This window comes from Sphaerisporangium sp. NPDC004334, assembly GCF_053602655.1.
The window spans coordinates 127,841-141,152 of record NZ_JBSGDZ010000023.1 but is presented as its reverse complement, the minus strand read 5'-3'; the positions used below and the strand labels follow the sequence as shown (position 1 = coordinate 141,152).

Annotated in this window: 10 protein-coding genes; 6 read left to right on the top strand and 4 right to left on the bottom strand. The window is 72.7% G+C overall.

What is annotated here, in order from left to right:
* Nucleotides 1-63 precede the first annotated feature (63 nt).
* Nucleotides 64-933: a LysR family transcriptional regulator gene (locus tag ACWEN6_RS28605; protein WP_452574486.1), complete on the bottom strand. Its 870-nt coding sequence runs from the start codon at nucleotides 931-933 to the stop codon at nucleotides 64-66.
* Between the two features lie 967 nt (nucleotides 934-1,900).
* Here ACWEN6_RS28605 and ACWEN6_RS28600 point away from each other — a divergent pair.
* Complete coding sequence (locus tag ACWEN6_RS28600) at nucleotides 1,901-2,872, top strand: neutral zinc metallopeptidase (RefSeq protein WP_452574484.1); 972 nt, start codon at nucleotides 1,901-1,903, stop codon at nucleotides 2,870-2,872.
* 665 nt (nucleotides 2,873-3,537) lie between these two features.
* The gene (locus ACWEN6_RS28595) at nucleotides 3,538-5,103 is read left to right on the top strand and encodes an LCP family protein (protein ID WP_452574482.1); all 1,566 of its coding nucleotides are present in this window, start codon (nucleotides 3,538-3,540) and stop codon (nucleotides 5,101-5,103) included.
* Between the two features lie 123 nt (nucleotides 5,104-5,226).
* On the opposite strand, the gene ACWEN6_RS28590 is transcribed toward ACWEN6_RS28595, so the two are convergent.
* Nucleotides 5,227-7,275 (bottom strand): spermidine synthase, encoded by a 2,049-nt coding sequence (locus ACWEN6_RS28590; protein WP_452574480.1) that lies wholly within the window; start codon nucleotides 7,273-7,275, stop codon nucleotides 5,227-5,229.
* Between the two features lie 412 nt (nucleotides 7,276-7,687).
* Between ACWEN6_RS28590 and ACWEN6_RS28585 the strand changes: the two genes are divergently transcribed.
* The 3 genes from ACWEN6_RS28585 to ACWEN6_RS28575 all read left to right on the top strand — a co-directional run bounded on the left by ACWEN6_RS28585 (nucleotide 7,688) and on the right by ACWEN6_RS28575 (nucleotide 10,430).
* Nucleotides 7,688-9,052, top strand: coding sequence for a S8 family peptidase (locus tag ACWEN6_RS28585; protein WP_452574478.1), 1,365 nt, complete (start codon nucleotides 7,688-7,690; stop codon nucleotides 9,050-9,052).
* Between the two features lie 52 nt (nucleotides 9,053-9,104).
* The gene (locus tag ACWEN6_RS28580) at nucleotides 9,105-9,338 is read left to right on the top strand and encodes a hypothetical protein (protein ID WP_452574476.1); all 234 of its coding nucleotides are present in this window, start codon (nucleotides 9,105-9,107) and stop codon (nucleotides 9,336-9,338) included.
* Between the two features lie 222 nt (nucleotides 9,339-9,560).
* Complete coding sequence (locus ACWEN6_RS28575) at nucleotides 9,561-10,430, top strand: ion transporter (protein WP_452574474.1); 870 nt, start codon at nucleotides 9,561-9,563, stop codon at nucleotides 10,428-10,430.
* A gap of 110 nt (nucleotides 10,431-10,540) precedes the next feature.
* Here ACWEN6_RS28575 and rpsD read toward each other — a convergent pair whose 3' ends face one another.
* Nucleotides 10,541-11,155 carry a 30S ribosomal protein S4 gene (gene rpsD / locus ACWEN6_RS28570; RefSeq protein ID WP_452574472.1) on the bottom strand — a complete coding sequence of 205 codons (615 nt, stop codon included), beginning with the start codon at nucleotides 11,153-11,155 and terminating at the stop codon, nucleotides 10,541-10,543.
* Nucleotides 11,156-11,300: 145 nt separating this feature from the next.
* Here rpsD and ACWEN6_RS28565 point away from each other — a divergent pair, with 145 nt between their 5' ends.
* Nucleotides 11,301-12,023 carry a DUF2470 domain-containing protein gene (locus ACWEN6_RS28565; protein WP_452574470.1) on the top strand — a complete coding sequence of 241 codons (723 nt, stop codon included), beginning with the start codon at nucleotides 11,301-11,303 and terminating at the stop codon, nucleotides 12,021-12,023.
* Here the strand turns inward: ACWEN6_RS28565 and ACWEN6_RS28560 are convergent.
* Nucleotides 11,941-13,197 carry an ROK family transcriptional regulator gene (locus tag ACWEN6_RS28560; RefSeq protein WP_354924369.1) on the bottom strand — a complete coding sequence of 419 codons (1,257 nt, stop codon included), beginning with the start codon at nucleotides 13,195-13,197 and terminating at the stop codon, nucleotides 11,941-11,943. The genes ACWEN6_RS28565 and ACWEN6_RS28560 overlap by 83 nt on opposite strands.
* Between the last annotated feature and the right edge of the window lie 115 nt (nucleotides 13,198-13,312).

The window sequence follows — 13,312 nt, the reverse complement described above, 5'->3', positions numbered from 1 at the left end:
CCACCGGCCGCGTCCGCACCGGCGGGAGCCGGCGCAGGCCGTTCGGGAACGCTCCAAAACGGCTCAGACGGCTGATCCGCTCTCGGCGACGGTGAGGAAGTCCAGCGCCATCGCGGGGATGCGCCTGCGCGTGTGCACCAGGGCGATGATGCGGCGCAACGGCGGGTCCAGGGAGCGGACGACCAGCCCGGCCCTGAGTGCCTGGTCGGCCATCGTGCGGTATCCGAGCAGGGACGCCGAGGCGGTGCGGACCGTGACGGGCCAGCCGCCGCGCTCGTCGGTCTCGGCGACCACGACCGGCCGCACTCCGTGGGTGGCGAACAGCTGCTCGAACTCCCGGCGCCGGGCGCTGCCGGGCTGGGGCAGGACGATGCGCATGCCGTTCAGGCGGCTCATCGCGACCGACCCGGGGAGGTCGAGGCCGGGCGGGGAGATGAGCACGATCTCCTGGCGTTCCAGGGGGTGGCTCACCAGGTCGGCCGGCACGGGCAGATCGGTCAGGCCCAGGTCGGCACGCTGCTCCCTGACCGCGTTCACCACGCCGTCGCGCCCGTCGCATCGCACGATCTGCACCCGCACCCCCGGGTGCTCGGAGACGTAGGCGGGCAGGAGCCGGCCGGCCAGCGCCGGCTCCAGGCTCGGCGGTGAGGCGACGCGCAGCTCGCCGGCGCCCGGATGGGTGTGCGTGGCCAGCGCCTCGATCTCGTGCACGGCGTCCAGCGCTTCCTTGGCGAGTTTGACGACGCGGCGTCCCTGCGCCGTCACGACCACTCCCCGGCCGGAACGCGCGAAAAGCGTCATGCCGAGTTCCCGTTCGAGGTCGCGAATCGCGCGGGAAAGCGCGGGCTGCGCGATGTAAAGCGATCGTGCCGCGTCGGTCATGGTGCGGTGCTCCGCAGTGGCGACCACATAACGCAGCTGCTGCAGATTCATGCATCGAAGCTAGGGCAGACCGGTCCGGCGATTCCGGACTATCGCAGAGATCACCTTGGATGATTTCAGAATGTAACCAGATACCGCGACATCCGTGACTACTGGGAATTGAGTACAGTTCTGCCCAAAATGATGCAGAATGTGGATCTTGTGACGGGGGAGAACGCTCGGTCTGGTGGGGCCGAGAAGGGGGCAGCCGGAAATGGCGAGTAACGGTCAGTATCCGAATCAATCGTCACCCGGCGGACGCCATCCGTATCCGCCTCCGCAAGAACCGGCATGGAACGGACCGCCCGGCGGCTCCCCCGCCGCGCCGCCGCCCCCTCACCCGGACGCCCCGGACGGCGGGTGGCAGCCGCGTGACTCCCGGCAGCCGCCTCCCGGCTACCCGCCCCAGGGGTACCCGCCGCAGGCGCCGCCGGGCTCGCATCCGGCGCCCGGCGGCCCTCCCGCGCCGGGCCAGGGACAGCCGCCGGGGCCGCAACAGCCGTACCGTCAGCCGTACCCGCCGCCGGGACCGGGGGCGCCGCCTCCGCAGGGCCCGCCGCATCCCGCCGCGCCGCCCCCGGGGGGCGGCCCGCATCCCGGCGGAGGACCGTATCCGGGAGGGGGCCCCTATCCCGGAGGAGGGCCGTACCCGGGAGGAGGTCAGTACCCCGCAGGGGGCCCGCATCCCGGAGGAGGGCAGTACCCGCCAGGTGGCGGCCAGGCGCCGTACGCGCCGGGCGGGCAGCCGCAGCCGACCGGCCGGCCGCCGTTCCAGGGGACGCCTCCGTACCCGGGCGGCCAGGCGCCGTACCCGGGAGGGCAGGGACCCCACCCGGGAGGGCAGGGACCGCTGCCGTCGCCCTCGCCCGGGTGGGCGCCGCCCGGGCCGCCCCGGGGACCGCACGGGCCCTACGGGCCGAACTGGCGCCCGCCCAAGCGCAAGTCCAGCGGCGCGGCCGTCGCCGGCGGCCTTCTCGGCGTGATCGCCGCGGTGTTCGTGCTGCTGGTGATCGGCTCGGCGGCGTTGAAGAGCGCCCGGCACGCCGAGCCGCCCTCGCCGGTGGCGATCCCGACGTTCGCGGTTCCCACGTTCACCCCTTACACCCCCAAACCGTTCCCGACCTCGACCTCCGCCCCGACCTCGAACCCCCGGCCGACCAGGTCGTCCAGCGACTCCTCGACGTCCTCCGACACCGGCACCACCTCCCGGCCGCGGCTGAACACGACCCTGACCGGCAACACCCTCTACCGGGCCGGCAGCCTGCCGCGGACCGCCTGCCGCGCCACGCCGACCAACGTCTTCAACGACGCTCAGCTGAAGTCGCTGATCCTGAAGACGGGGCAGTGCATGAGCCGCACGTGGTCGGCCGCGCTCGGGCGGGTCGGCATCGACTTCGCGCCGCCGCACTACGCGATCACGGCGCGCGGCGGACGGGGCGCGTGCGGCGACTTCCCGCAGCGGGGCAGCATCGTCCCCTACTACTGCCCGCGCAACACGACCATCTACGCCTCGACGTCGGCGATGTCGCGTGGACGGGGCAACCAGCGCGGATACGGCTCGCTGTCGAGCTGGCACGGGGCGATCATCGGCATGATGGCCCACGAGTACGGCCACCACGTGCAGCAGTTGTCGGGGCTGGCGAACTCCTGGTGGAGCAAGACGCTGTCCTCGCGCACGCTGAGCGGCAGGCTGGCCCTGAGCCGCCGGTACGAGCTGCAGGCCAACTGCTTCAGCGGCATGTGGATGCGGTCGGTGGCCACCAGCTACCCGATCCCGCCGGTCCGCCGCAACAACCTGTTCTACTTCTTCTCCAACGTCGGCGACTGGCCGGGGTATCCGCGCGACCACGGCAGCCCGCCCAACAGCGGCCGGTGGTTCCGGCAGGGGTACGAGCGGACCAAGGCCTACCAGTGCAACACCTGGCTGGCCTCCTCCTCCTCGACCTCCTAGCCCGACGTCACGGTGGTCGGAGCGTCAAAGGCGGCCCTCCCTGCGCGGAAGCGGACCGACCGCGCCGGGAGGCCATGGGCCCGCCGTCACGGGCGACCGTGCCGAGGGCCCGCGGATGGCCGCCGAACGGCTGTGGCTTCAGCTGCTTGTTACCGTCCGATTCCCCAATATTGGCTTTGCGTCAGTGATGTCCAGGTATGGGGGTTAGAATCCTGGAAATCCGTGAACCGGCGGGGGGCCAATGATGGGTTTCTCCTGGTTGACGGGAGGATTCCAACCGTCATGAGGGAGCACGTGTGACCACGCCTCTTGGCCGTACCGCGGGAGAGGCGGACGGGGACGGCTCCGGCCAACCCGCGCCGGCGAACGGCTCCGCGCCACCCGCCTCCCGAGAGGGCCACGCGCCACCGGCTTCCTCCGAAGAGCACAGGCGATCCGCTTCCCCCGAGGGCCGCGCCCGGACGAGGCCCGGCCGTGAGGGCGACCCGCAGGATCCGCCCGCCGGGGAGTCCGGAGATCGGGCCTCCGCCACGGGCGCCCCGACCCGGCAGCCCGCCACGAACGCCGCAGGCCGGCCGTCCGCCACGGGTGCGCCGACCCGGCCGTCCGCCACGGGTGCGCCGACCCGGCCGTCCGCCACGGGCGCCCCGGCCCGGCCGTCCGCGGTGGACGGCTCCGCGGGAAGCACAGGCGGCTCCGCGCGGGACTCCGAGGAGCGCAAGGCGGCCCTCCCCCGCTTCGCCAAGCCCCCGACGACCGGCTCGGTCATCGGCTGGACACTGCTGTCCACCGTCGTCCCGGGCGCGGCGCACCTGCGGGCCGGTCAGCGGCGCACCGGGTTCATCCTGCTCGGCGTCTTCGGCGCCCTCCTGGCAGCCGCCGTGATCTTCGCGGTGGTCATCGACGCCAACCTGGGCCTGGCCGTCAAGGACGGCGTCTGGGTGACCATCGTGGTCGCCGCCACGATCGGCGCGCTCGCCTGGTTCGCCCTGGTCATCACCTCCTACATCGCCCTCGGCCCCGACCGGCTCCCGCAGTCGGGGCAGGTGATCTCGGGCATCGTGGTCGGCGTCCTGTGCGTGGGCGTGATGGGGCCCTTCGCCCTCACGGCCGGAGGCATGCTGACCGTGCGGCAGACCACCAACGACATCTTCCAGCCCGAACCGGGCACGAGCGTGGCCCCCGTCAAGCAGGAGGACCCGTGGAACGGCCGCCGCAGGGTCAACTTCCTGCTCATCGGCGGTGACGCCGCGGGCGACCGCACGGGGGTGCGCACCGACAGCATGACGGTGGCCAGCGTCGACGTCCGCACCGGCAACTCGGTCATGTTCAGCCTGCCGCGCAACCTGCAGTTCGTGCACTTCCCCAAGGGCGACCCGCTCGCCGCGCGGTTCCCGAACGGGTTCACCGGCGACTCGGGCCAGGGCCTGCTCAACGAGGTCTGGCAGTACGCCGAGGACCATCTCGGCAAGGGCAGGGGCCCACGCGAGCTCAAGAGCGCCATCGGCTACACCCTCGGGATCAAGGTCGACTACTACGCCATCGTCGACATGTACGGATTCGCCGCGCTCATCGACGCGATCGGCGGGTTGAAGATCCGCGTCGAGCAGGACATCAGGTGGGGCGGCCACTTCGGCACCGCGGGCACGATCAAGGCCGGGTACCAGCGGCTCGACGGCGAGCACGTGCTCTGGTACGGCCGCTCCCGGGTCGACAGCGACGACTTCTCGCGCATGTCGCGGCAGCGGTGCGTGATGGGCGCCCTGCTCGACCAGGCGACGCCCAGCGTGGTGCTCGCCAACTTCGGCAAGATCGCCACCGCGACGCGGCACCTGTTCCGCACCGACATCCCGCGCGACCTGCTGGAGCACCTCGTGCCGCTGGCGGTGAAGGTCAAGGACGCCAAGACCACCAGCCTGCAGTTCGTGCCGCCCACCATCTGGCCGGGCGCCGCCGACTGGGTGAAGATCCGGCGGCTCACCGCGCAGGCGGTCAAGGAGTCCGAGCGCACCGGGTCCGGCACCGGGTCCGGCGCCGTGGCAGCGGGCGCGACCGCCGCCGCGGCCGCGTCGGGGACCACCGGCGCGAGCGCGACGCCCTCCGGCGGCGGTTCCTCGGCGACGCCGTCCACCTCGCGCTCGGCGACGGCCCCCACTCCGGTGAGGACGCCGACGCCCAACCGGCAGAGCAAGGCGGCCGCCAAAAGCCTCAAGGAAGCCTGCGGTTTCTGACACCCGCCACTTCCGACGCCCGCCGTCGGCCACGCCCGGCCGGCGCGGGCGCCCGCCGATGCGACGACGGCCGTCCGCCTTCCGAGCGGACGGCCGTCATGGCGGAGCAGGGGGCCCTGGCGCCTACAGGGCCCGGGCGGTGCGGGGCAGCAGGGCGAAGGCGCCCAGATAGAGCAGGCCGGCGACCACCAGGAGCCCCTCGTAGCCGATGACGAGCGAGAGGTACTCCAGGCACCCGCCGAGGATGGCGCCCAGCAGGTTGGCGCCGAAGGCGACCGTGGCGTCGGAGGTGTCGGCGAACCGCTTGGCGAACACGACGTTGGCCGCGAAGATGGGCAGGAAGGCGACCACCACCGCGCAGATCGCCCGCAGCGGCACCGGCAGCCCGAGCAGCCAGGAGTTCGGCACCAGCGCGGCCAGCACCAGGCCGCCGAGCAGGATGGCGTACATCACCGGCAGGGGCGGCGTGCGGAAGCGCCGCGTCACCTCCACCGCGGCCAGCACCGCCACGAGCACCCCGGCGAAGACGATGGCGTTGACCACCCAGGTCGTGCCGAACAGCAGCGCGAACCCGGTGACGTTCTTGGTCTCCAGCAGCAGGAACGACACCCCGAGCAGGAACAGGTCGGCGTAGGGGCGCATCCTGCGGAACGGCCCGGCGACCGCGCGCACCGCGACGATGCTGACCAGCAGGATCAGGCCGAGCGCGATCAGGTAGATGGACGGGATGTCGCGCCCGTGCAGGTAGAGGAAGGGACGGTCGTCCACGGCCGGGGGCGGGGTGTCGGCCTTGGCGCCGGCCCATTCGGAGGCGCAGCGCTGGGCGTCCGCCGTGACGCCCGCGGTGATGACCGCCTGCTGCCCCGAGCCGACCTCGTCGACGCACGGCTTGTGGCCGAAGGCGGCCTGGGCGGTGGAGGCGAGCCGGTCGACCAGCCACTGTTCGCGGTAGTAGTTGTACATGGAGAACGCGCCGCCCGGCTTGAGGTGGTCGTGCGCCGCGCGCATGGCCTGCTGGGTGAACAGGTAGCTCTCCAGACGCAGCGAGCTCGCGCCGGACACCAGGGTGAGCGAGTCGGGCAGGGCGAACAGGATGAGGTCGTACTTCTTGTCGGTGCGTTCGAGGTAGGCGCGGCCGTCGGTGATGTGGGTGGTGACGCGCGGGTCCTGGTAGGGCCGGTCGGGGTGGTAGACGCCGCCCAGCTCTCTCAGCTTGGGGTCGATCTCGACCGCGTCGACGTGCTTGGCGCCCTTGGACAGCGCGATGGCCACGTCGGTCCCGCTGCCCGCGCCGACGATGAGCACGTCGTCCAGGTTCGCCGCCGACGCCGCGCGCTCGTAGGGCAGGGCGTACTGGCGCTCCCACTGCAGCCGGGCGGCGGCGGGGATGGCCTGCTGGTGCGGGATGCCGTTGACCGCGATGTCCATGATCGGCACATCGCCGAGGAAGTGCTGCTGGTAGGTGACCTTGTAGTACGGCGACCACAGCGCGCCCGCGGTGAAGGTCTCCACCGCCAGGGCCGCGATGACCACCAGGGAGGGGAAGGTGACCAACCCCAGGTAGCGGCCGATGGAGCGCGGCCGCAGCAGGACGCCGTAGGCGCAGGCGGCGATGAGGCCCCAGGCGACCGGCGGCGCGCTCGCCAGCGACAACAGCGAGAACATGGCGATGCCGGTGAGGCTGCCGATCAGGTCGTAGCGGTAGGCCTCCAGCCGGGGAAGCTCGGGGAAGCACCGGCCGACCAGCTCGGCCGGCCCCATGAGCACCAGCGCCGCGGCGGCGAACACCACCGGCAGGATGGCCCAGGCGGGAGGGCCGCTGGTGGACAGGCTGGTGAAGTAGAGCACGCCTTCGGTCTGGCGGTCCACGGTGACCGGGAAGTAGAAGACGATCAGCACCAGCGCGGCCAGGACGACCGGCGAGTAGTACGGCTGCCTCGTGGAGCGGCCGACGCGCAGGAAGCCCAGCCCGATGCCGAGGAACGAGCCGAGCAGCACGAAGTTGGTGAAGTAGCTGAGGTGGACGATGTTGGATCCCGTCCAGCGGATCAGCGCCAGTTCGAGGAACAGCATGAAGGCGCTGGCCACGATCAGTCGGGCACGGACGGGGATCCAGTGCTCTCCCGTCGCTCCGGAACCGGGACGGGATGGGGTGTCTACCTCGGCGATCACGGGTCTCAAGGTAGTCAACCCCCGCCCTCCGCGAAAGCCTTACGCGCCACCGGACCGCCACCGGCCGCCGGCCCGTGCACGCGCGCGACGGCGCCGCAGCTCGCCGGCTCCGGCACGGCCCTCGGCCCGCACACCCGCTGAACGTTTCCCGTCCACCCGCATCCGCGCGCCGCCGCGCGGCGAAGCCCCCGGCACCGAGAGGTGCCACCGGACGGCGGGCAGGGGACGCCGCGGTGGGCGTGCCGAGAGGTGCCGCCGGGCGGTGGGCGGTGGCGAGGGCCGGGTGGCGGAAATTGGTTCGGCGAATCGCGGGGAATGCGGGGAGACACGGTATTTCTGCTGGTGGACGGGGGTGTCGTGGATGCAGGAATGTGGTGGTGTCACGACTTGGCGATCTCAGGGTGGTGTCCTCATGCGGGTCCTGATCCAGCTCCGTCCCTCGCCCGACGTGGTCGCCGCCGTCGCGGCGCCCGACCTCACCGCCACCACCGCGGACGTCACCGACGGCCTCCCCGGGGTCGCGCTGGACCATTCCTTCACCCCCGTCGCCCTCCCCCGCGCCCATCCCGCCTCCGCCGGGGGCGACCCGCTGTCGCTGCACCAGCCGCTGGTGTTCTCCCTGGCTCCGGAAGAGGCGTCGGTCCTGGTCCGGGGCGAGATCGCCGACGACGAGAGCTCGGCGCGCATGGCGCTGCTGCCCGGCCGCGGCCGCGACGTCGTGGGCGTCTACGCCGACCCGCTCATCGAGACCAGCCTCACCTGCGGCGGCAGCCCGCCCGTCGGCACCTGGCAGGACGTGGCCCGCCTGCTGCGGGTGCCCGAGCTGCACGCCGAGGGCTACGACGGCGCCGGCGTGGCGCTCGCCGTCTGCGACACCGGCGTCAACGCCGCCCACGTGCGCGACCACCTCGGCAAGGACGTCACGGTAGACCGCGGGCGCAGCTGGAACCCCTCCGGCGTCACCGGCGAGCCGGGCGGGTTCGCGGTGGACCACGGCACGATGTGCGCCTTCGACACGCTGATCGCCGCGCCGCGCGCCACGCTGGTCGACGTGCCGATCCTGCTGTCGCGGCGGCAGGGCGGCACGGTCATGGACGGCCTGCTGTCGGACGCGGTGGCGGCCTTCGCCCACCTGCGCGCAGTCCTGGACGCCCAGCCCGCCGACTCCCGCGCGCTGGTCGTCAGCAACAGCTGGGGCTCGTTCTCCCCGCTGTGGGACCTGCCGCCGGGGCAGCCGGGCAACTACTCCGACAACGCGGCCCACCCGTTCAACATCATCGTCGGCAGCCTGGAGCAGGCCGGAGCGGACATCCTGTTCGCGGCGGGCAACTGCGGCGCCGAATGCAAGGACCGGCGGTGCGCCTATCCGGGCCGCCCCATCGTGGGCGCCAACTCCCATCCGCAGGTGCTGTCGGTCGGCGGGGTCGACACCAACGGCGAACGGGTGGGGTATTCCTCCCAGGGCCCGGGGCGGCTCAGCGACCGCAAGCCCGACGTCTGCGCGTACACGCACTTCGCCGGGTCCAAGGCGTTCGGCGACGACGTCCCCGACTCGGGCACCTCGGCGGCCTGCCCGGTCGCCGCGGGCCTGGTGGCCGCGATCCGCACGCGCTGGCCGGCCTCGCGCATCTCCCCGAGCCAGTTGCGCACCCTGCTGCACCGCACCGCCGAGGACCGCAGCACCGTGGGCTTCGACTACGACTACGGGTACGGCGTCGCCGACACCGCGGCGCTGGTCGCGGCGCTGCGCCGCCGAGCGGAGCGTCACCGGCTGTGACCAGGCGGGGGCGGCGTGTACGGGCGGGGCGGGGACGCGTAGCGTGGGCCGCATGGTCCTGGTCACCGTGGAACTGCCGCCGGCGGAGGCGACCCTCGAGGGAGCCATGCGCAGGCTCGGCCTGAGCGAGGAGGAGGTGGACACCGCCTACGGGCTGGTGCCGCTCGACCCGGGCCAGGGGTTGTACGCCGTGCGCGTCACCGAGCAGGCGGGTCATCGCGTCACCCCGCCCGGCGAGGGCCCCTTCGCCGACCCCCCGATCGAGCCGTACGGCCCGCCCCACTGATCCACGGCGGCTTCCTGGGCCTTCCGCCCGGCGCGGGGGGCGCCATCGGTCTCGTGCGAACCCCTCCGGCCCCGGCTGCGGGGCGCCGTCCCCACCGGAAACAGGGCGGTCGTCACGCGCCGCCCGATGACGGTGCCGGCGCCGGGCGGGACACGGTCGTGGCCGCGCACGCTCTAGGATCTTGCGCATTCCGGTCCATGAACCTCTGGAGTGCTCGCCCCTATGCGTGAACGTGTCCGCCATGTCATCGAATCGGCGTGGTTCCAGCGCGCGATCATCGTCGTGATCGTGGTCAACGCGGCGACCCTGGGGGTGGAGACCTCGCCGGAGGCGACGGCGGCGTACGGCTCGGTGCTGCACGTGGTGGACCATGCCGCGCTGTACGTGTTCGTCGCCGAGCTGCTGGCGAAGATGTACGTCTACCGGGCGCGGTTCGTGCTGGATCCGTGGAACCTGTTCGACACGGTGATCGTGGCCGTGTCGTTCCTGCCGACGGCGGGCGGGCTGTCGGTGCTGCGAGCGCTGCGCATCCTGCGCGCGCTGCGGCTGATCTCGGTGGTGCCGAGCCTGCGCCGCGTGGTGGCGGCCCTGCTCACGGCGATCCCGGGGATGACCTCGATCGCCATGCTGCTCGGGCTGGTGCTCTACGTGGCCTCGGTGATGGGCACCAAGCTGTACGGCGCGACGGCGCCCGAGTATTTCGGCGACCTGCCGACGTCGCTGTTCACGCTGTTCCAGGTGATGACCGGGGACGGCTGGTCGGACATCAACCGGCGCGTCATGGAGCAGCACCCGTCGGCATGGGCGTTCTTCGTGGTGTTCGTGCTGATCTGCACCTTCGTCGTGCTGAACCTGTTCATCGCCGTGGTGGTGAGCGCGATGGAGGAGGAGCACCAGCGCGAGCGCGACGAGAGCCCCGTCCAGGCCCCGGACGAGGCGGTCCAGGGCATCGCCGGCCCCGTGGCGCGATCCCAGGGCACGGGGGATGACGCCGTCGCGGGGGTGGCCGCCGAGCTGGCCGCGCTGCGCGCCGAGATCGCGGCGCTGCGCGCGGCCCTCCCCTCTCGCGAGGACGCCCCCACCCTGCGCTGACAGCGCACTCCTGACGCCGAGGGCCACACCGGCCGGACCTGCGGTGAGCGCCACGTGAGCGCGCCGGATCCACGCCGAGTGGTGTGTCCGGCCATACCCGGCCGGGCGGCTCAGCGGGAGTAGTGCTCGACGACGAGCTGCTCGTCGACCGGGACGCGCACCTGCGCGCGTTCGGGCGTGGCGAGCAGCGTGAAGCGCAGTTGACCCAGGTCGGTCTCCAGGTACGGCGCGGTGATCTCGTCGGCGTACACGCCCTCGGCGGCGGCCACGAACGGCTGCATGCCGCGCGACCTCTCGCGCACGGCGACGGTCTGGCCTGGCCGCACCAGATAGCTGGGAATGTCGACCTTGCGGCCGTCGACGGCGATGTGGCCGTGGGTGACGTACTGGCGGGCCGCGTAGATGGACGGGGCGAGGCCGGCCCGCAACACCAGGGAGGCCAGGCGGGACTCCAGCAGCGTCACCAGCTCGGCGCCCGAACGCCCGGGCCGGCGCAGCGCGAGGGCCCAGTACCTGCGCATCTGCCGCTCGGACACGTCGTAGTACCAGCGGAGCTTCTGCTTCTCCATCTGGCGCACCCCGTAGTCGCCGGCGGTGCGGCGGCTGGTCTTGCGGCCGTGCTCGCCGGGCGGGTAGGGCCGCTGCTCGAAATAGCGCACCGCCTTGCGGGTCAGGGGGACGCCCGCACGGCGGGACAGGCGGACCTTGGGTCCGGTGTAGCGCATGTCGACCTCACTGTGGTTAGGTAAGCCTTAGTTAGGCAAGCCTAACCATAGTCGAAGAGGCGGCGCCACCGCCGCCTCCCGCCCCGGCGCGTGACGCACCGCCAAGCGTCCTGCGCCGCCCCTGCGAACCGAGGAGCCGACGCCCATGCATGTGAAGGTGCCCCCGATTCCCGAGCGCGTCCGCGGTCTCGCCGACGCCGCCGCGCCCACCCATGTGTCGCTGGACGGCTCGGCCGGGCCCGCCCGGGGCTGCGTCGACGGCACGGGTCGGCCGCTGCTGCTGGTCAAGCCCGGCGAAGCCCTGCACGGCCTGCGCGCGGGGGACGACGCCGTGGTGACCGTGGACCTGTCGGCGACCCGGACCCTGGCCGGGGTCGAGTACCCGCGCGGCCTGCTGAAGGTGCAGGGATGGGCGCAGGCGGTGCCGCCCGAGGGCCTGCGGGAGGCCGCCGTGGCGGTGTCCGCCCGATGCCCGGACGAGGCGCTGTTCGCCGCCGTGGAAGGCGATCCGGCCGGCCCGCGCCTGTTCCGCGTCGACGTCGGCTACGTGATCTACCTGACCGGCCGGGAGTCGGGAATGCTGGACGCCGAGGAGTACCTGGCCGCCGGCCCCGGCCCGGTGCACGACGCGGCCGAGCGCATGCTCCGCCACGTGAACGAGGCGCACCGCGAGCAGCTCGCGCGGGCCGTCCGGACGCTGACGGGCGAGCCGGTGCGCGAGCCGTGGCTGTGGGAGCTCGACCGCTACGGCGCGACGGTGCGTTCGGACTCCGAGGACACGACGCTCATCCGGATCCCCTGGCCGGCGCCGGTCGAAGGGGCGCATGAGCTGGAGCGGGCACTGAGCCTGCTGCTGTGCCCGCGCTGACCCCCTCGATGGCGGCGTCCACCGCCTCGGGCGCCAGTATGTGGTCGATGACCATGAGGGCGCAGCCGGTGATGCCCGCGCTCTGGCCGAGGCGGCTGCGCTCGATGCGCAGGCTGCGGGTGGACAGCGCCGTCGAGCGCCGGTAGACGACCTCGCGCACCCCCGACACCAGCGGCTGGAAGCGCTCGGCGACGTCGCCGCCGAGCACCACCACGGCCGGGTTGAGCAGGTTGACCGCGCTCGCGATCACCTCGCCGAGCAGCCGTCCCGCCCTGCGCACCACGGTCATCGTCTCGGCGTCCCCCGCGCGCACCAGCGCGACCACGTCCGACAGCGAGTCGACGTCGCGCCCGCTCGCCCGCAGGTCGCGCAGAATGGCCGTGCCGCTGGCCACCGAGTCGACGCAGTCGACGTTGCCGCACCGGCACAGCACTCCCCCGCCGTCGCGGACGGGGATGTGGCCGATCTCCCCCGCCGCGCCGAGCGCGCCGCGCAGGATCTCGCCGCCGGCGACCACCCCCGCGCCGATGCGGGTGGACACCTTGACGAACAGCAGGTCGGAGACCTCCGGCGCGTACGCCTCGCGGTATTCGCCCATCGCGATGACGTTGACGTCGTTGTCCACGAAGACCGGCACGGGGTAGCGGGCGGAGATGACCGGCGGGATCACCACGCCGGTCCAGCTCGCCATGACGCGGGCGCTCTCGGTGCGGCCGGCCGCGAACTCGACGGTGGCCGGGACGCCGAGGCCGACGCCCTTGACCGACGACATCGGGCGGCCTTCCAGCAGGTCGGCCCACACGTCCATCAGCAGGGGCAGCACCACGTCGGGGCCGCGCTCGACGTCGATCTCCAGATCGGTGCGCGCCAGCTCGCGGCCGGCCAGGTCGCACAGGGCGATCTGGGTGCGGCTGGCGCCGAGGGAGGCCACCAGGACGACGCCCCCGGTGGCGTTGAAGGCGAGCCGGGCCGGCGGGCGGCCTCCGGTGGACGGTCCGTCGGTGTGCTCCACCACCAGGCCGTGGTCGAGCAGCCCGGCGACCCGCAGTGCCACGGCGGGACGGGAGAGCCCGGTGATCCGCCCGATGTCGGCCCGGGTCACGGCCTCGCCGCTGCGGATGAGGTGAAGCACCTCACCGCCGCTGGCGAGCGTGGAAGCTGATCGTCGACCCACCGGGCAAGTCAATCACACCTCTTTTGTAATCCAAAATTCCTAAGTTCCTCATCTCAAATGGCAGAACTGTGGTTGTGGGAGACCAAAGATCGGGCTAGTGTCCGTTCTGTCCCGC

What these genes read in the sequence shown, in the direction of transcription:
- ACWEN6_RS28605 (WP_452574486.1), bottom strand. Translation starts at nt 933, where the DNA reads ATGAATCTGCAGCAGCTGCGTTATGTGGTCGCCACTGCGGAGCACCGC.
- ACWEN6_RS28585 (WP_452574478.1), top strand. Translation starts at nt 7,688, where the DNA reads ATGCGGGTCCTGATCCAGCTCCGTCCCTCGCCCGACGTGGTCGCCGCC.
- ACWEN6_RS28580 (WP_452574476.1), top strand. Translation starts at nt 9,105, where the DNA reads ATGGTCCTGGTCACCGTGGAACTGCCGCCGGCGGAGGCGACCCTCGAG.
- ACWEN6_RS28575 (WP_452574474.1), top strand. Translation starts at nt 9,561, where the DNA reads ATGCGTGAACGTGTCCGCCATGTCATCGAATCGGCGTGGTTCCAGCGC.
- rpsD (WP_452574472.1), bottom strand. Translation starts at nt 11,155, where the DNA reads ATGCGCTACACCGGACCCAAGGTCCGCCTGTCCCGCCGTGCGGGCGTC.
- ACWEN6_RS28565 (WP_452574470.1), top strand. Translation starts at nt 11,301, where the DNA reads ATGCATGTGAAGGTGCCCCCGATTCCCGAGCGCGTCCGCGGTCTCGCC.